The following is a 15,752-nucleotide window of genomic DNA, read 5'->3' on the forward strand; positions in this document are numbered from 1 at the left end:
GCAACCCGGGGTGCCCACATCGCGTCCTCACCACGACACACCCCACGCGAGCCGAACGGAGGTGGCGGGTGACCACGACACTCATGGACATGGGGACGACGAGCGACAAGGACGCCGACTTCTCGGCGTACATGTCCGCGCGCCAGCCCGCTCTCTACCGGACCGCCTACCTCCTCGCCGGCGACCACGCGGCCGCCGAGGACCTGCTCCAGAACGCCTTCGCCAAGCTCTACCTCTCCTGGGACCGGATCCGCGACCGCGGCGCGCTCGACGGCTGGGTGCGCCGGGTCATCGTCAACGAGCACAACTCGCTCTGGCGCCGGGCCTGGAAGCGCCGCGAGCACTCGACGGACACGCTCCCGGAGTCCGGGACCCACGACACGTACGACGACGGGCGGGGCGGGGCGCTCTGGTCCTACGTGCAGACCCTGCCGCCCCGGCAACGCTCGGTCGTGGTGCTCCGCTACTACGAGGAGCTCACCGAGGCCGAGACGGCCGACCTCCTCGGCATCTCGGTCGGCACCGTGAAGTCGCAGACCAGCCGCGCCCTCGCCGGCCTGCGCGCCCGCGCCCCCCGTTCGCTCGACCCGCACGAGTCCAGCCCCCCGCGAGACCGGAGACGGCCGATGACGCACACTTCCCTCGAGGACGAGGTCCGCGACGCCCTGCACCGCCGGGTCGACCCGCTGCGGCGCGCGCCGCTCACCGTCACCGACGTACGGCGCCGGGCGCGCCGCGTCCAGCGCCGTCGCAGGATCGCCGCCGGTGCCGCGGTCGCCGCTGCCCTCGCCGTCGCCGTGCCCGTCGGTCTCGCGATGAACGGCCCTGCCCAGCGCAACGGGATCGAGCCCGCCACGCCGCACTCCCCGAGCATCACCGGGACCGTCACCATCGACCCGCGCAGTGCGCCGATCGGCGGCGGACCCGGCGTGCCCCTGGTCAACCTCGCTGATCCCCGGCTCATCACCGGCGACACGACCCTCGCCCTCCCGGAGTCCTACGACCAGATCACCCCCTACCTGGACGGCTGGGTCGCCGTGACCAACGACGAGGGCGCACTGACCGTGCAGGTCCTCGACGCGGACTTCCGTGTCGTGGACGGCGACGGTCTTCCCAGCCGCGGCCTGACCGTGTCGCCGGACGGCGCTCGCGTGGCCTGGACGGAGTACGACGGCACCCGCTGGTACGTCGTCGACCGCGACGTTGCCGGCAGCCGGGAGGAGCGGCGCACGGCGATGCCGCGCAGCGCCGAGGCCGCCGCGGTCACCGCGGTCGGCTTCGTCTCGGACAGCGAGGTCGTCGTCACCCGGACCGAACCCGGCGACGGCACGCTCCGCACCCTGCTCGCCGACGGCGCCACCGTGAGGGAGGTCCCCGGCCTCCTGGCGGCGAGGACCGCTTCCCCGGCGACCGGGATGGTCGCCGGACTCATCAGCTCCGACACCGACTCCAGCTGCTCCGCGGTGGTGGATGCCACGGCCCGCACCGGCGAGGTGGAGTGGAGGACCTGCGACCACACGCTGGTCTCCTACAGCCCCGACGGCGCACACGTCGTCGGGTTCGCCAGCTACCTGGACGCCAACGGCTCACCGACGATGGCGATCCTGAATGCCGGCACCGGCGACACCGTGGTCGACCTCGAGCTCGCCGGACCCGCGCGTGGCGTGGTGGGGATCAGCGAGGTGGCCTGGGAGGACAGCGAGACCGTCCTCGCGACCCTGGTCAGCGGCGCCGACCAGTACGTCGTACGGGTGCGGCTGGACGGGTCGGTCGAGCGGGTCGAGGTGGAACTCGGCGACGCGGACCCGTCGCTCGTGCCCCTGGTCTTCGCCGGGAGCTAGTCCAGGTCGGTCTTGAACGTCGCCAGCAGGCTGTCGATCACCTGCTGCTGCTCCTCGTCCGTCAGCGTCCTCGGCACCCCGTCGAGGTAGATCGTGATGTCGATCAGCCACGCGGAGTCGAGGAACATGATCCCGAAGTCGTGCTTGATCTCCGACGGGTCGGTCGTGGTGTCGATGACGTGCCAGGCCCGGTACTTCCCGCCGGCGACCGCGTCCTCCTGGCGCACCTTGACGCCCTTGCCGCCGTGCTCCTTGATCCACTCGCGCGCGAAGGCGTCGAGCGAGGTCGCCGGGGTCAGGCTCGGGGCGAACGACAGCGAGCTCTGGCCGTCGTTCCACCCCTGGACGATGCCGTAGTCGTTGAGGTGCTTGTAGCTCGCGAGCGCACGCATGCTGGCTCCGGGCACCTTGACCAGGCCGCCGTCGGCGGGCTCGACGACCGCGGTGGTCGGGGTGGCCGCGGTGGTCGGCGTCGGCGAGGCCGACTCCGTGGTCGAGGCGCTCGCCGTCGGCTCACCGGACGGATCCGGGTCCCCTGACTCCCCGCACCCGGCTGCGAGCAGGACGATGGCCGCGGCACTCGCGACGACGGGCCAGCACCGACGGTTCCCCCGAGAAATCATGCTCCGAGCCTAACCACCGGCATCGATGGTGCGAGCGACACCTCATCGACATAAAGTGGTTTTGGTTCTGTGATCAGGGGGAAAGGACAGACCATGCTGCCGCTCGAAGACAGGGAACTGCTCAACCAGACGATGGTCGGGCTCAACATCGATCCCGAGACCATCTCCTCCCTCATGGCGTCGTTCGACAAGGCCGCCGAGGGGGTCGAGTCCAACCCGGTCGCCGTCATCCACAGCACGTCCTTCGGCGACTCCTACACCGGGGGCTACCGCCTCGGCACCAACGCCGAGATGGCGCACCAGGCCGTCGCCGAGGAGCTCAAGAAGGTCGCCGCCGGCCTACGCGGGATGGGCACCTCGGTCGAGGAGTTCAGCAAGGACGTCGAGCGCACCACCGAGCAGACGACCGCCACGATGAACCGGATCGATGCCGCGACCGCATGCGTCGCGGCCCCCACCTTCAGCACCGACCAGTGCACGCTGCCGACCGAGGAGGGCTGAGCCATGACCAAGGGACCCCGTCGACTCGTCCTCGACCAGTACCTCGACTCCGCCGCGCCCGGCGCCGTCAAGAACGCCGGGCACGACTGGAAGGAGAAGGCCGACGACCTCCGGGAGCTCGGCGAAGCCCTCAAGCAGGCGGCGGCCCAGGCCGAGCTCCGCATCGGTGAGCAGACCCTGACCGGCCCCGCGCTGCGGGCGGGGATGGAGGAGTCCTCCGCCTCGATGCTCACCAAGGCCGAGCAGCTGCGCGCCGCGGGCGTGGCCCTGCAGCAGGTCGGGCAGCAGCTCGCCGACACCCGCGACACCCGCGACTCCCTGGCAGACCTGGGCGAGAAGCCGTCGCCCTACCAGGCACCGGCAGGCAGCCCGGGCGTCGAGCTCACGCCGGAGGAGATCCAGGCGCAGGCCGACGCCTCGCAGGCCCGCTCCAACGAGCGCAGCGCCTGGCAGACGCAGTACGACAAGCAGGAGGCCAGGTCCCTCGCGCTGACCAAGGAGATGGACGCGGCCTTCCTCGGGGCGATCCCGCCGATGAAGGACATCCACGGCCAGCAGGACCCGACCGAGCCTCCGCCCAACGTCCCGTCGGGGCCCGGCGGCCCCTACCTGCCCGGCACGCAGGCCCCTGCGCCCACCGGGGGCGGCAGCGGCGACGGCGACCAGGGCCGCCCTCACCTCGAGGAGGGAAAGCCCACCGACGGCAAGGACGACGGCAAGGACGACGGGAAGGACGACGGCAAGGACGACGACAAGCCCAAGCCTCCGACGACCACCGTCATCACCAACCCCCCGCCGCCCACCGAGACACCCACGGTGCACCGGCCCGAGGTCCTCCCTGACCGCCCGACCTCCACGGTCACCGGAACCTCGCAGAACGGCGTGACCTACCAGCCGACCAGCTCCCAGGTCTCCGCCTCGAGCGGCGTCGGAGGCGTCGCCGGCTCGTCCGGTGGAGCCTCGGCGGCTGCCCTCGGCGCAGCAGGTGGTGCAGGCGGCCTCGCCGCTGGTGCCGTCCGACCGGGTGCGGTCGCCGGCGGCGCATCGAGCAGTTCTGCCCCCGTGCGGGCCATCGGCTCGACCGGCCGCGCAGGCAGCGCCGGCGCGCTGTCCCGCCCGGCCGGCTCCGCGGGCAGCTCCGCCGCAGGGCGAGCGCCCGGCTCGCCCGGCAGCTCCGCCGCAGGACGAGGAGCCGGCTCCGCCGGTAGCCCCGCCTCCCGCAGCGCAGGATCTGCCGCGGGCCGCGGTGCCTCGACCGGCAGCAGCGCCGGACGCGGTGGTGCGGGTGGCCGCGGCGCAGGAGCGGGCCCGGGCTCGGGCTCGCGCTCGGGAGGCCGTGGTGCGAGCGGCGCCCGCAGCGCAGGTGCGGGCACCGGCGGCAGCCGAGGCGGCCGCAAGGGCGAGCGCGAGCAGACCACCGAACGTGACAGCCTGGTCTACGACCAGGACTGGCTCGGCGACGACGACGTCGCACCCGGCGTACTCGACTGAGGTCTCCTCAGCGAGCTCGGCGTGATGCAGGTCCCCGCTCTCGGGCGGGGACCTTCGTCATCTCCCCTCGACCCGCCGGTCGAGCGGGGTCGGGACCAACCCCGTCAGGCCACCACGGTGGTGATCGGCATCGAGGAGTCGGCCGGCAGGTCGAGCAGCGAGGGCGTACGTCCCCGCGCGACGAGCTCGGCCCCGAGCGCGGCGACCATCGCGCCGTTGTCGGTGCAGAGGCCAGGACGCGGGATCCGGACGCGGATGCCTGCGTCCGTCGCCCGCTCCACCGCCATCGCCCGCAGCCGGCTGTTGGCGGCGACGCCGCCGCCGATCAGGATGTCCTCGATGCCGCGGCTCTGCGCGGCGTCGATCGCCTTGCGGGTCAGCACGTCGCACACCGCCTCCTGGAAGGAGGCGGCCACGTCGGCGACGTCGATGGCGACGCCCGCGCGCTGCTGGGCCTCCACCCAGCGCGCGACCGCGGTCTTGAGGCCGGAGAACGAGAAGTCGAAGCGGTGTCGCTCGAGGTCGCTGCGGCGCGTGAGGCCGCGAGGGAAGTCGATGGCGACGCTGTTGCCGCTGCGGGCGGCGTTGTCGATGTGCGGTCCGCCGGGGAACGGCAGGCCCAGCAGCCGGGCGACCTTGTCGAAGGCCTCCCCCGCCGCGTCGTCGATCGTGGCGCCCATCGGCTCGACGCCGACGGTCACGTCGGCGACCTCGAGCAGGCTCGAGTGGCCGCCGGAGACGAGCATCGCCAGGCACGGCTCGGGCAGCGGACCGTGCTCGAGCTGGTCGACCGCGACGTGCGCGGCCAGGTGGTTGACGCCGTAGATCGGCTTGCCCAGCCCGAGGGCCAGCGCCTTGGCGCTCGCGACCCCCACGAGCAGGGCTCCGGCGAGGCCGGGGCCGGCGGTGACCGCGACGGCGTCGATGTCGTGCAGGGAGACCCCGGCCGTCTCGGCAGCCCGCTCGATGGTGGGCACCATCGCCTCGAGGTGGGCCCGGCTGGCCACCTCGGGGACCACACCGCCGAAGCGCGCGTGCTCCTCGACGCTGCTCGCGACGGCGTCGGCCAGCAGGGTGTGGCCGCGCACGATGCCGACCCCGGTCTCGTCGCAGGAGGTCTCGATCCCGAGGACGAGCGGCCCGTCAGTCATGGGAGGTCGCCGTCGGCGTCCGGGCGGCGCCGGGCAGCCAGCGGCACATCACCAGCGCCTCGGACCCGTCGCGGTAGTAGTGGGGGCGCACGTCGATCACGCTGAACTGCCGGGCGACGTAGAAGCCGAGTGCGGCGGCGTTGGACACGCTCACCTCGAGCAGCATCCGGGAGGCGTCGTCGGTGTCGACGAGCAGCTCGTCGAGGAGACGGGAGGCCAGCCCGCTGCGGCGGGCCTCGGGGCGTACGCCGATGCGCAGCAGGTCGACGATGTCGCCGGCCGTCATGGTCACGGCATAGCCGGAGAGGTCGTCGGCCACCACGAAGCGTCGGCCCGGTCCCTCGATCTCCTGGCGGATCAGGGACTCGTTCCACGCGTCGGCGCCGAAGAGCTCCTGCTCGAGCGCGGTGAGGGCCGGGAGGTCGGCCAGGACAGCGGGACGGATCACGAGACAGGCTTTCTGGGGGCGCCGGCGACTGCGTCGGGGCGCCGCAGGTAGAGGGGTTCGGGGTCGAGCAAGTCTACGAGCTCGGCGCTCACTCCCGAGGCGATCCAGCCGGCGCTCGGCCGGTCGGGGGCGATGGCGCGGGGGAAGTCGTCGGGGTAGAGCGACGGGCCGGCGCCGGCGACCGGCGAGTCGGTGGCGACCTCCGCGGGCCGCGTCACGACTGGGCCCTCGAGCCGGCGACCCTCGGAGTCGTAGGAGGCGAGGTAGACCTCCTTGCGGCGGGCGTCGGTGGCGACCAGGAAGCTGCCCGGCACGGCCGCGGAGCCGACCACCTCGAGGGCGATCGCGTCCAGCGAGCAGACGCCGTACACCGGGATCTCCAGCACGAAGCCGAGGGTGCGCGCGGTGACGATGCCGACCCGCAGGCCGGTGAAGGGGCCCGGCCCGACGCCGACCGCGATGGCGGTGAGGTCCTGGCGCACGATGCCCGCGTCCTCCAGCGACCGCGCGATCAGCGGGGCGAGGTGCTCGCCGTGCTTCATGGGCACCTCGGAGGAGTGCTCCACGACGACCCGCTCGCCGTCGTGGACGGCGACGGTCACCAGCGGGGTGGCGGTGTCGAAGGCGAGGAGCACGGCGTCGAGGTTACTGTCCGACGACCCAGCGCAGTGAAACGCGTCGGGGATCGAGGTCGCCCTCGACCGGGGCGTCCCCGACGGTCCGCTCGATCACGACCTCGAGGCGCGCGTCGGCCAGCGTCTCGGCGAGGCCGGCACCCCACTCGACCACGGTCACCGCAGTGTCGAGGGAGGTGTCGAGGTCGAGGTCGTCGAGCTCGGCGAGGCCGCCCAGGCGGTAGGCGTCGACGTGGACGAGGTCGGGTCCGGAGACCAGTGAGGGGTGGACCCGCGCGATGACGAACGTCGGGGAAGTCACGCCACCGCGGACCTGCAGCCCGATGCCGAGCCCCTGGGTGAAGGTGGTCTTGCCGGCGCCGAGCTCGCCGGTGAGCACCACGAGGTCGCCGGCCACCAGGCTCTCGCCGACCCGCTCGCCCAGCAGGCGCATGGTCTCGGCGTCGGGGGCGTCGAAGCTGGTGCCGAGCCACAGCGCGAGCTCGACGTAGGGGCTCGTCCGACCCGTCACCACGAAGCCGCACGCCTCCCAGAAGGCGATCGTCCCGGGCAGCTCCTCGCGCGCGAGCACCACGACCGCGGAGCGGCCCATGGCTGCCTCGCGGGCGGCGTCGACCAGTGCGGCCGCGACTCCCCTGCCCTGCGCGGCCGGCGTCACACCGAAGCGGCGCAGCACCATCTGGTCGTCGCGGACGTCGAGCACGACACAGCCCACCGGCGTGCCGTCGAGGGTGGCCAGCAGGCCGCCGCGCACCCGCAGCAGCCGGGCGATGGAGTCGAGGTCCTCCCCCATCGCGTCGGCGGGCGGGTCGAGGACCGGGCGCGCGCCGAAGGCCTCGCGCACCACGGCGAGGACGTCGGCGGCCGCCTCCGCCCCGACCCGGCGTACGACGACACTCACGGCGCGCCCTGACCGTGGGCCAGCGACAGCAGGTCGTCGAGCTCGGCGGTCACGTGCTTGTGCTGCTCGAGGATCACCATGTGGCCGGCGCCCTCGCACTCCAGCAGGCTCGAACCCGCGATGCGACTGTGGAGCTTGCGGCTGTGCCCGACCGAGGTGATCTTGTCCTGCGTGCCGCAGATGATCGCCGTGGGCACCCGGCCCAGGGGTTCGAGGTGCTCGAACTTGTCGAGGGTGGCGAAGGCCGGGTAGAAGTCGGCGACCACTGCGAACGGCGTGGAGTTGAGCATGGAGTAGACGAACTCGACGTGGCTCGCGGGCACCGGGTCGCTGCCGAAGGCGTAGCGGTCGGTGACCACGTCGGCCACTGCGTGTCCCCACGCGCGGGCGAGGTCGACCACCTTGTGGCCGCGGTCCAGCGTGCGTACCGCGCGTCCCATGAAACGACCGCCGAGCCCGAGAGGCAGCATCGGGAAGAGGATGCGACCGGGGTCGAGGCCTCCGGCGGTGGTGGAGATCAGCGCCGCACCGACGACCTTGTCGCCGAAGAGCTCCGGGTGGAGCTCGGCCAGCGAGATCACCGTCATCCCGCCCATCGAGTGCCCCACCACGACGCAGCGTCCCGGGACGGTGTCCTCGATGACGCGCCGCAGGTCGTGGCCCAGCTGGTCGATGGTGCTGTGGTCCTCGCTGGACCGCGCCGAGCGGCCGTGGCTGCGCTGGTCGTAGAAGACGGTGCGCACCTGGCCGCGGTAGGCGGCGCGCTGGAAGTGCCAGCTGTCGAGGTTGAGCGAGTAGCCGTGGACGAAGACGACGGTGAGGTCGTCGTCGGTGGCGGGGTGGCCGCCGAAGTCCGCAGGCTCGTCGATCTCCACGTGCAGGTCGATGGCGTCGTCGGTGACGACCACGCGGCGCGCGCTGTGCAGCTCACCGAACGCGACCCGCTCCCCCGCGGCCCGGTTGCCGATGATCCGGTTCTGCCGGACGATGCCGACCGCGCCGGCAGCCGCGGCCAGACCGGCCGCGCCCACGACGGTGCCGAAGATGCGTCCCCTGATGCTCACCGGATGGTCCCTTCGATGGTGTCGTCCTCGCCGGTGTCCTCGGTGTCGACGTGGCGCCGGACCAGTCGACCGCCGACCCGGGTCACGATCTCGTAGCTGATGGTGTCGACCGCGTCCGCCCAGTCCTGCGCGGTGGGCTCGCCCTGGTCGCCGGCGCCGAGGAGGATCACCTCGGTGCCCGTCGGCGGGAGCTCGCCCTGGAGGTCGACCACGAACTGGTCCATGCAGACGCGCCCGCGGATGGGGCGCAGCGAGTCGCCGACCAGGACGGACGCGGCGTTGCCGGCCGCCCGCGGGATGCCGTCGCCGTAGCCGGCGGGCACGAGGCCCACCGTGGTGTCGTGCCCGGCGCGCCAGGTGTGGCCGTAGGAGACGCCGTCCCCGGCCGCGATCGCCTTGCTCATCACCAGCCGGGCGCGGACCGTCATCGCGGGCCGCAGCCCGAGTCGCGGGCTGACGCCGGGTGCCGGGTCGAGTCCGTAGGACGCGATGCCGCACCGGACCAGGTCGAAGTGCGACGACGGTCGCAGGATCGCGGCCGCCGAGTTGGCGAGGTGGGTCACCTCGGGGTCGAGACCGGCGTCGTCGGCGAGGCGGAGGGCCTCCCGGAAGGCAGTCTCCTGGGCGTCGTTGGCCGGGTGGGCGGGCTCGTCGCTGGCCGCGAAGTGCGACCAGATGCCGGTGACCCGCAGTCGACCGGCGGCCTCGTGCGCCGCGGCTGCCGCGAAGAGCGCCCGCCAGTCGGCACGGCCTGCACCGCCACGGGACAGGCCGGTGTCGACCTTGAGCTGCACCCGGGCGCCACCGATGGCGGCGACCTCGTCGAGCTCGGCGACCGTGTACGCGGTGACCTCCACCCCCGCGGTCACAGCGGCCGCGAAGTCGTCACCCGGCGCGCTGAGCCAGCACAGCAGCGGGCCCCGGTCACCGGCCGCGCGCAGCGCGAGCGCCTCGTCGATGGTCGCGACGCCGAGCCAGTCGGCGCCGCCCTCGCGTGCCGCAGCGGCGGACTCGACCATGCCGTGGCCGTAGCCGTCGGCCTTGACGACCGTCATCACCTGCACCGGTCCGTCGACTGACACGAGGTCCTTGAGGATCCGCACGTTGTGGCGGATGGCCGCGACGTCCACCACGATCTCGGCGCGATGCGGCACGGGATCGGTCATGGCACCGATCATTCCAAAGGCCTTGATCCGGAGGGGTTCAGGGTCGCGCGCACCAGCCTCGGGATCTGGACCGCGACGCCTCCGGCGGTCAGCGGGCCACCCGCGGACGCCTCCGTCGCGGCAGCTCCGTGCACCCACGAACCGACCGACGCGGCGTCGTACGGCTCGAGTCCCGCCGCCAGCAGCGCGCCGACGAGGCCCGCGAGCACGTCGCCCGCCCCGGCCGTCGCCAGCCACGGGACGCCGGTGGTCGTGACGCGCACCCGGCCCGCGGGATCGGCCACGAGGGTGTGGTGGCCCTTGAGCAGCACCACGCAGTCCCAGCGCCGCGCGGCCTCCCGGGCGTGGTGCAGCGGGTCGGCCTCGATCTCGGCGCGCTCGACACCCGTCATCGCGGCGAGCTCACCGGCGTGCGGGGTCAGGACGCAGCCCGGCATCGGTGCGTCCACGTGGCGCAGCGCGTCGGCGTCCACGACGACGGGCACGCCGTCCGCACGAGCCTCGGCGAGCATCGACCCTGCGTCGTCGCCACCGCCGGGGCCGACGACCCATGCCTGCACACGGCCGGCGCCGACCACCTCGGGGTGGGCGGTGCGGACGGTGTCGGCGATGTGCTCGGGACCGAGGTAGCGGACCATGCCGACGAGGCCGCAGCCGGCGCCCGAAACGGCGAGCAGGGCCGCACCGGGGTAGGTGCCGGATCCGGCGCGTACGCCGACGACGCCGCGGGTGTACTTCTGCGCGTCCGGTCCCGGCCGCGGCAGCAGCGCCCGTACGTCGTCGGGCTGGAGGGCCTCGAGCGCCGGGGGCCCGAGCTCGTCGGGGTCGAGACCGAGGTCGACCAGGTGGAGGGCACCGCTGGCGGTCGCGGCCGGGTCGACGAGGTGGGCGACCTTGTGGGTGCCGAAGGTGACGGTGAGGTCCGCGCGCACGTGCGGCCCGTCGAGACGTCCGGTGTCGACGTCGACCCCCGACGGGACGTCGACCGCCACCACCGGCACGGCGGGGAAGCGGGCGAGCGCGGCCGCGGCCTCCGGGCGCAGTCCGGGGCGGCCTCCGATGCCGACGATGCCGTCGACGAGCAGGTCGGGCGCCGCGGACAGGTCGTCGGGGTCGCGGGTGGCGAGACCCCCCGCGGCACGAAGTGCGGCCAGTCCACCGGCGTGGACACGGTCGGCGAGCAGCAGCGCCTCGACGCGAGCACCCCGTCCGGCCAGCCGGGCCCCGGCCCAGAGGGCGTCGCCGCCGTTGTCGCCGGGGCCGACGAGCAGCACCACGCGGCGACCGTAGGCACCGTCGAGGAGGTCCACCACGGCGGCGGCGAGGCCGGCTGCCGCGCGCTGCATCAGCGCGCCGTCGGGCAGGTCCGCCATCGCGGCGGCCTCGGCACGACGTACGTCCTCGACGGTGTGGGCGCGCAGCATCGGACCTAGCTCTCCAGCACCACGACGGCGGAGGCGATGCCCGCGTCGTGGGAGAGCGAGACGTGGACGTGGGTCACGCCGAGGGCGTCCGCCTGCGCGGCCACGGTCCCGCGGATCTCGAAGCGCGGCCGGCCGGTGTCCTCCGAGACGATCTCGGCGTCGTGCCAGGCCATCCCCACCGGTGCGCCCAGCGCCTTGGCCATCGCCTCCTTGGCTGCGAAGCGGGCCGCCAGCGACGCCGGAGGCCGCGACGCCTCGGCGTCGGTGAAGAGCCGCCCGCGCAGGGCGGGCGTGCGCTCGAGGGACTGCACGAAGCGGTCGATGTCGACCACGTCGATGCCGACGCCGATGACCGGCATAACGCTCCTTCCGGGTCCCCGCGAGAAGGCAAGCGGAGCGCGTTCTCGTGGGGTGGTTGCTATTCGACCGTGACGGACTTGGCGAGGTTGCGCGGCTGGTCGACGTCGTGGCCGAGCTGCGTGGCCAGCTCGCACGCGAACAGCTGCAGCGGCACCACGGCGACGAGCGGCTGGAGCAGCACCGGCACCTGCGGCAGCGTGATGAGCACGTCGGCGTACGGCTCGATCGCGGTGTCGCCCTCCTCGGCGAGGCAGAGGGTCCTGGCCCCGCGGGCGCGGACCTCCTGGATGCCGCTGATCATCTTGTCGTGCAGCTGGTCGCGGCCGCGCGGGGGCACGATGCACAGGATCGGCAGGCCCTCCTCGACCAGCGCGATCGGGCCGTGCTTGAGCTCGCCGGCGGCGAAGCCCTCGGCGTGGAGGTAGGCGATCTCCTTGAGCTTGAGCGCCCCCTCCAGCGCGACCGGGTAGCCGGCGTGGCGGCCCAGGAACAGCACCGACCGGCTGCCGACGTGGTCGCGGGCGAGGGCGTAGACCTCCTCGGACTTGTCGAGCACGGTCTGGACGTGCCCGGGCATCTCGTCGAGCTGGTCGAGGACCTGGGAGATCTCGTCGCCGTAGCGGGTGCCCTTGACCTGCGCGAGGTAGAGCGCGAGGAGGTAGCAGGCGATGAGCTGCGTGAGGAAGCCCTTGGTCGACGCGACGCCGATCTCCGGGCCGGCGTGGGTGTAGATGACGCCGTCGGACTCGCGCGGGATGGTCGAGCCGTTGGTGTTGCAGATCGACAGCACCTTGGAGCGCTGCTCGCGGGCGTGGCGGATCGCCTGGAGGGTGTCGGCGGTCTCGCCGGACTGGCTGATCGCGACCACGAGGGTGTCGCTGGTCAGGATCGGGTCGCGGTAGCGGAACTCGCTGGCCAGCTCGACCTCGACCGGGATCCGGCACCAGTGCTCGATGGCGTACTTCGCGACCATGCCGGCGTAGAACGACGTGCCGGCCGCGATGATGATGATCTTGTCGACGTCGCGCAGGTCCTGGTCGGACAGCCGCATCTCGTCGAGCTGGAGGAGGCCGTCGGTCCCGCGGCGACCGAGGAGCGAGTCGGCCACGGCGCGCGGCTGCTCGAAGATCTCCTTGCGCATGAACCAGTCGTGCCCGTCCTTCTCGGCGGCGGAGAGGTCCCAGTCGACGTGGTAGCGGCGGCCCTCGGCCGGCGTGCCGTCGAAGCCGGAGACGGCGACGCCCTCACGGGTGATGGTGACGACCTGGTCCTGGTCGAGCTCCATCGCCTCGCGGGTGTGCTCGATGAACGCGGCGACGTCGGAGCCGAGGAAGTTCTCGCCCTCGCCGATGCCGACCACGAGGGGGCTGTTGCGGCGGGCCGCGACGACGCGGTCGGGGTCGTGCGCGTCGACGGCGACCAGGGTGAAGGCACCCTGCAGGTCGCGACACACGTTCTGCATGGCGACGGTCAGGTCGACGCCGGTCTCCAGCTGCTCCTCGAGCAGGTGGGCGGCGACCTCGGTGTCGGTGTCGGAGGCCATCTCGACGCCCTCGGACTCGAGGCGGGTGCGGAGGGCGGCGAAGTTCTCGATGATGCCGTTGTGCACCAGCGCCACGCGGCGCGCGCGCCCCAGGTGGGGGTGGGCGTTGCGGTCGGTCGGCGGGCCGTGGGTCGCCCACCGGGTGTGCCCGATGCCTGTCGTGACCTGCGGCAGCGGCGACTCGGCGATCGCCTTCTCGAGGTTGGCGAGCTTGCCCGCGCGCTTGTCGGTGACGATCGTGCCGGCGTCGATCAGCGCGATCCCCGCGGAGTCGTAGCCGCGGTACTCCAATCGCCGGAGGCCCTCGATGACCACGCCTTCGGCCGGTCTTCCACCTACATATCCGACGATTCCACACATGGCCGGGGAGTCTATCGGCAGGCCGCTGCACGGCTGCGCCCCGCCGCGGTGCCACAATCGCACCCATGTCCGAGGTCCCGGGAGCGCACCACGGCACGACCCACGGCACGGCTCACGCGAACGGCGGCTCCCACGGGAACGGCTCGGGCCACGAGGCCTCGCCCTACGTCGAGCTCGAGCGCGCGGCGTGGGCGCAGCTGGCCGGGACGGCGGAGACGGTCCTCACGCCGGAGGAGGTCGTCAGCCTCCGCGGGCTGGGCGACCAGCTCGACCTCCGCGAGATCGAGCAGGTCTACCTCCCCCTCTCGCGCCTGCTCAGCCTCTACGTCGCGGCCAACTCCCGGTTGCACCGCGAGCAGGAGGAGTTCCTGCACCGCGTCACCCCGCCGCGTACGCCCTTCGTCGTCGGCCTCGCCGGCTCGGTGGCCGTCGGCAAGTCGACCACCGCCCGCGTGCTGCAGCAGATGCTCGCCCACTGGCCCGAGCACCCCAACGTCGCGCTCGTGACCACCGACGGCTTCCTCCTGCCCAACGCCGAGCTCGAGCGCCGCGGGATCCTGCACCGCAAGGGCTTCCCGGAGTCCTACGACCGCAAGGCGCTGCTGAAGTTCGTCATCGACATCAAGTCCGGACGCGACGAGGTCGAGGCGCCGATCTACTCCCACCTCGTCTACGACGTGGTCCCCGGCGACCGGGTGGTCGTCAAGCGCCCCGACATCGTGATCATCGAGGGGCTCAACGTCCTCCAGCCCGCGCGGGTGCGCGACGACGGCCGCACCGGCCTCGCGGTCAGCGACTTCTTCGACTTCTCCGTCTACGTCGACGCCGCCCTGGCCGACATCAAGCGGTGGTACGTCGACCGGTTCCTGCGGCTGCGGGAGACCGCCTTCCGCGACCCGGCGTCCTACTTCCGCAAGTACGCCTCGCTCTCGCACGACGAGGCCGTCGACCAGGCCACCCGGATCTGGGACTCGATCAACGAGCCCAACCTGGTCCAGAACGTCGCGCCGACCCGCTCGCGCGCCAACCTCGTGCTGCGCAAGGACGCCGACCACTCGGTGAAGTACGTCCGCCTCCGCAAGCTCTGAGGGCAGGTGGGGGAAGTCTTGCGCGGATGGGCCGTTGCAACGGCCCACCTGTGCGGGAGTCCCCGCTTCAGCGGTGACTCCTGCACAGGCGACCCCGACACAGGGGACCCTCAGACGGTCGCAGCGGTGAAGCGCTGGCGCCGGTGCCGCGGCTCCTCGATCTCGTCGACCACCACGACCGCGTAGTCCTCGGCGCTGATGAAGTCGCCGGCCGGGGTGTCGAGCGCCGTGGCGTACGACCCGGTGCGCTCGCCGGGAGCGATGACCGGGGCGGGGCTGACGAAGGTCCAGTCGAGCGACGCGGGTGCAGCGCGGAAGAGCTCGAGGGCGGCAGCGCCGGAGGTGGCCTCGGCCTTGTAGGCGTCGGGGAAGCCGTCGGTGTCGAGGAGGCGGGTGCCGTCGGGGGTCAGCAGCGAGCCCGCGCCGCCCACGAAGAGGACCCGGGCGTCGCCGGAGCCGGCGATGAGGGTGGAGACGGCGTCGAGCCACGGCTGGTGCGACTCGCCGGTGCGGCTCGGGCCGGTGGCGGAGACGACGACGTCGTGGTCGGCCGCGGCCTTCCGCACGGCGTCCGCGTCGGCCAAGTCCCCGCCGGTGGACCGGCTGAGCGGGGTGACCTCGTGGCCGCGGGCGGTGGCCTCGGAGGCGATGCGGGAGCCGACCATGCCGGTGGCGCCGAACAGGGCGATCTTCATGTGGAGTCCTTGGGTCGTCGGAACGGTGTGTGCCGACAGTAACCAGTGGTAACTGATGACTTCAACGTGCTATAAGTACCTTGTGGTAACCATCAGCAGGGGCGACGCCTTCGACCCCGACTGCCCCACCCGCGTCGTGCTCGACCGGATCGGCGACAAGTGGACGGCGCTGGTCATCGGCTCGCTCGAGGACGGTCCGCTCCGGTTCAGCGTCCTGCGCGCGCGCATCGGGGGCGTGGCGCCCAAGGTGCTGACCCAGACGCTGCGTGCGATGGAGCGCGACGGGCTGCTGACCCGCACCGTCCACGCCCAGGTGCCGCCGCGTGTCGACTACGAGCTCACCCCGCTCGGCGCCTCCCTGACGGGGCCGATCGCCACCCTCACCGACTGGGCCGAGACGCACCTGGGCGCGATCCTCGCCTCGCGCGGCGACTACGACGCCGCCGCCGACGCGCGCTGAC

16 protein-coding genes are annotated in these 15,752 nt (G+C 72.9%); 5 read left to right on the top strand and 11 right to left on the bottom strand.

What is annotated here, in order from left to right; genetic code table 11:
• The first annotated feature begins 89 nt into the window (after window positions 1–89).
• Entirely contained in the window at window positions 90–1,841 is a 1,752-nt protein-coding gene (locus BM127_RS22545; RefSeq protein ID WP_091198717.1) for a SigE family RNA polymerase sigma factor, read from the top strand.
• Here the strand turns inward: BM127_RS22545 and BM127_RS09935 are convergent.
• Window positions 1,838–2,464, bottom strand: a complete 627-nt coding sequence (locus tag BM127_RS09935; protein WP_091198088.1) for a hypothetical protein — start codon at window positions 2,462–2,464, stop codon at window positions 1,838–1,840. The two genes, BM127_RS22545 and BM127_RS09935, sit on opposite strands and share 4 nt — an antisense overlap.
• Window positions 2,465–2,557: 93 nt before the next feature.
• Between BM127_RS09935 and BM127_RS09940 the strand changes: the two genes are divergently transcribed.
• Together BM127_RS09940 and BM127_RS23010 are read left to right on the top strand one after the other, a co-directional pair.
• The gene (locus BM127_RS09940) at window positions 2,558–2,965 is read left to right on the top strand and encodes a hypothetical protein (RefSeq protein ID WP_091198091.1); all 408 of its coding nucleotides are present in this window, start codon (window positions 2,558–2,560) and stop codon (window positions 2,963–2,965) included.
• Between the two features lie 3 nt (window positions 2,966–2,968).
• The gene (locus BM127_RS23010) at window positions 2,969–4,456 is read left to right on the top strand and encodes a hypothetical protein (RefSeq protein WP_091198092.1); all 1,488 of its coding nucleotides are present in this window, start codon (window positions 2,969–2,971) and stop codon (window positions 4,454–4,456) included.
• A 104-nt stretch (window positions 4,457–4,560) separates the two neighbouring features.
• Here BM127_RS23010 and tsaD read toward each other — a convergent pair whose 3' ends face one another.
• Genes tsaD through glmS form a run of 9 tightly spaced genes read right to left on the bottom strand, consistent with a single transcriptional unit; the run spans window position 4,561 to window position 13,508 of the window.
• A complete protein-coding gene (gene tsaD / locus BM127_RS09950; protein ID WP_091198095.1) occupies window positions 4,561–5,607 on the bottom strand; it encodes a tRNA (adenosine(37)-N6)-threonylcarbamoyltransferase complex transferase subunit TsaD in 1,047 nt (348 codons plus the stop codon).
• On the bottom strand, window positions 5,600–6,055 hold the full coding sequence (locus BM127_RS09955; protein ID WP_157829539.1) for a GNAT family N-acetyltransferase: 456 nt from the start codon (window positions 6,053–6,055) through the stop codon (window positions 5,600–5,602). Before BM127_RS09955 ends, tsaD begins: the two co-directional genes overlap by 8 nt.
• Window positions 6,052–6,690 carry a tRNA (adenosine(37)-N6)-threonylcarbamoyltransferase complex dimerization subunit type 1 TsaB gene (gene tsaB / locus BM127_RS09960; RefSeq protein ID WP_091198101.1) on the bottom strand — a complete coding sequence of 213 codons (639 nt, stop codon included), beginning with the start codon at window positions 6,688–6,690 and terminating at the stop codon, window positions 6,052–6,054. Before tsaB ends, BM127_RS09955 begins: the two co-directional genes overlap by 4 nt.
• Window positions 6,691–6,700: 10 nt before the next feature.
• Window positions 6,701–7,591 (bottom strand): tRNA (adenosine(37)-N6)-threonylcarbamoyltransferase complex ATPase subunit type 1 TsaE, encoded by an 891-nt coding sequence (gene tsaE / locus BM127_RS09965; protein WP_091198104.1) that lies wholly within the window; start codon window positions 7,589–7,591, stop codon window positions 6,701–6,703.
• Window positions 7,588–8,655, bottom strand: coding sequence for an alpha/beta fold hydrolase (locus BM127_RS09970; protein ID WP_091198107.1), 1,068 nt, complete (start codon window positions 8,653–8,655; stop codon window positions 7,588–7,590). The genes tsaE and BM127_RS09970 overlap by 4 nt, the downstream gene beginning before the upstream one ends.
• Window positions 8,652–9,821 (bottom strand): alanine racemase, encoded by a 1,170-nt coding sequence (gene alr / locus BM127_RS09975; RefSeq protein ID WP_175507368.1) that lies wholly within the window; start codon window positions 9,819–9,821, stop codon window positions 8,652–8,654. Before alr ends, BM127_RS09970 begins: the two co-directional genes overlap by 4 nt.
• An 8-nt stretch (window positions 9,822–9,829) precedes the next feature.
• Window positions 9,830–11,245 (bottom strand): NAD(P)H-hydrate dehydratase, encoded by a 1,416-nt coding sequence (locus BM127_RS09980; RefSeq protein ID WP_091198113.1) that lies wholly within the window; start codon window positions 11,243–11,245, stop codon window positions 9,830–9,832.
• A 5-nt stretch (window positions 11,246–11,250) separates the two neighbouring features.
• Window positions 11,251–11,604 carry a holo-ACP synthase gene (locus BM127_RS09985; RefSeq protein WP_091198116.1) on the bottom strand — a complete coding sequence of 118 codons (354 nt, stop codon included), beginning with the start codon at window positions 11,602–11,604 and terminating at the stop codon, window positions 11,251–11,253.
• Between the two features lie 59 nt (window positions 11,605–11,663).
• Window positions 11,664–13,508, bottom strand: coding sequence for a glutamine--fructose-6-phosphate transaminase (isomerizing) (glmS, locus tag BM127_RS09990; protein ID WP_091198118.1), 1,845 nt, complete (start codon window positions 13,506–13,508; stop codon window positions 11,664–11,666).
• Between the two features lie 65 nt (window positions 13,509–13,573).
• Here glmS and coaA point away from each other — a divergent pair, with 65 nt between their 5' ends.
• On the top strand, window positions 13,574–14,596 hold the full coding sequence (gene coaA, locus BM127_RS09995) for a type I pantothenate kinase (RefSeq protein WP_091198120.1): 1,023 nt from the start codon (window positions 13,574–13,576) through the stop codon (window positions 14,594–14,596).
• A gap of 110 nt (window positions 14,597–14,706) precedes the next feature.
• On the opposite strand, the gene BM127_RS10000 is transcribed toward coaA, so the two are convergent.
• Entirely contained in the window at window positions 14,707–15,291 is a 585-nt protein-coding gene (locus BM127_RS10000) for an NAD(P)-dependent oxidoreductase (protein ID WP_091198123.1), read from the bottom strand.
• An 82-nt stretch (window positions 15,292–15,373) separates the two neighbouring features.
• Here BM127_RS10000 and BM127_RS10005 point away from each other — a divergent pair, with 82 nt between their 5' ends.
• Window positions 15,374–15,751: a winged helix-turn-helix transcriptional regulator gene (locus BM127_RS10005; RefSeq protein ID WP_231263207.1), complete on the top strand. Its 378-nt coding sequence runs from the start codon at window positions 15,374–15,376 to the stop codon at window positions 15,749–15,751.
• The last annotated feature ends 1 nt before the right edge of the window (window position 15,752 follow it).

The organism is Nocardioides alpinus (assembly GCF_900112035.1).
Lineage (GTDB): Bacteria > Actinomycetota > Actinomycetes > Propionibacteriales > Nocardioidaceae > Nocardioides > Nocardioides alpinus.

Bases quoted from the DNA above. Each gene is read 5' to 3' on its own strand.
- glmS (WP_091198118.1), bottom strand. From the start codon at position 13,508: ATGTGTGGAATCGTCGGATATGTAGGTGGAAGACCGGCCGAAGGCGTG.
- alr (WP_175507368.1), bottom strand. From the start codon at position 9,821: ATGACCGATCCCGTGCCGCATCGCGCCGAGATCGTGGTGGACGTCGCG.
- BM127_RS09940 (WP_091198091.1), top strand. From the start codon at position 2,558: ATGCTGCCGCTCGAAGACAGGGAACTGCTCAACCAGACGATGGTCGGG.
- coaA (WP_091198120.1), top strand. From the start codon at position 13,574: ATGTCCGAGGTCCCGGGAGCGCACCACGGCACGACCCACGGCACGGCT.
- BM127_RS10000 (WP_091198123.1), bottom strand. From the start codon at position 15,291: ATGAAGATCGCCCTGTTCGGCGCCACCGGCATGGTCGGCTCCCGCATC.
- BM127_RS22545 (WP_091198717.1), top strand. From the start codon at position 90: ATGGGGACGACGAGCGACAAGGACGCCGACTTCTCGGCGTACATGTCC.
- BM127_RS09980 (WP_091198113.1), bottom strand. From the start codon at position 11,245: ATGCTGCGCGCCCACACCGTCGAGGACGTACGTCGTGCCGAGGCCGCC.
- BM127_RS09985 (WP_091198116.1), bottom strand. From the start codon at position 11,604: ATGCCGGTCATCGGCGTCGGCATCGACGTGGTCGACATCGACCGCTTC.
- BM127_RS09935 (WP_091198088.1), bottom strand. From the start codon at position 2,464: ATGATTTCTCGGGGGAACCGTCGGTGCTGGCCCGTCGTCGCGAGTGCC.
- tsaD (WP_091198095.1), bottom strand. From the start codon at position 5,607: ATGACTGACGGGCCGCTCGTCCTCGGGATCGAGACCTCCTGCGACGAG.
- BM127_RS23010 (WP_091198092.1), top strand. From the start codon at position 2,969: ATGACCAAGGGACCCCGTCGACTCGTCCTCGACCAGTACCTCGACTCC.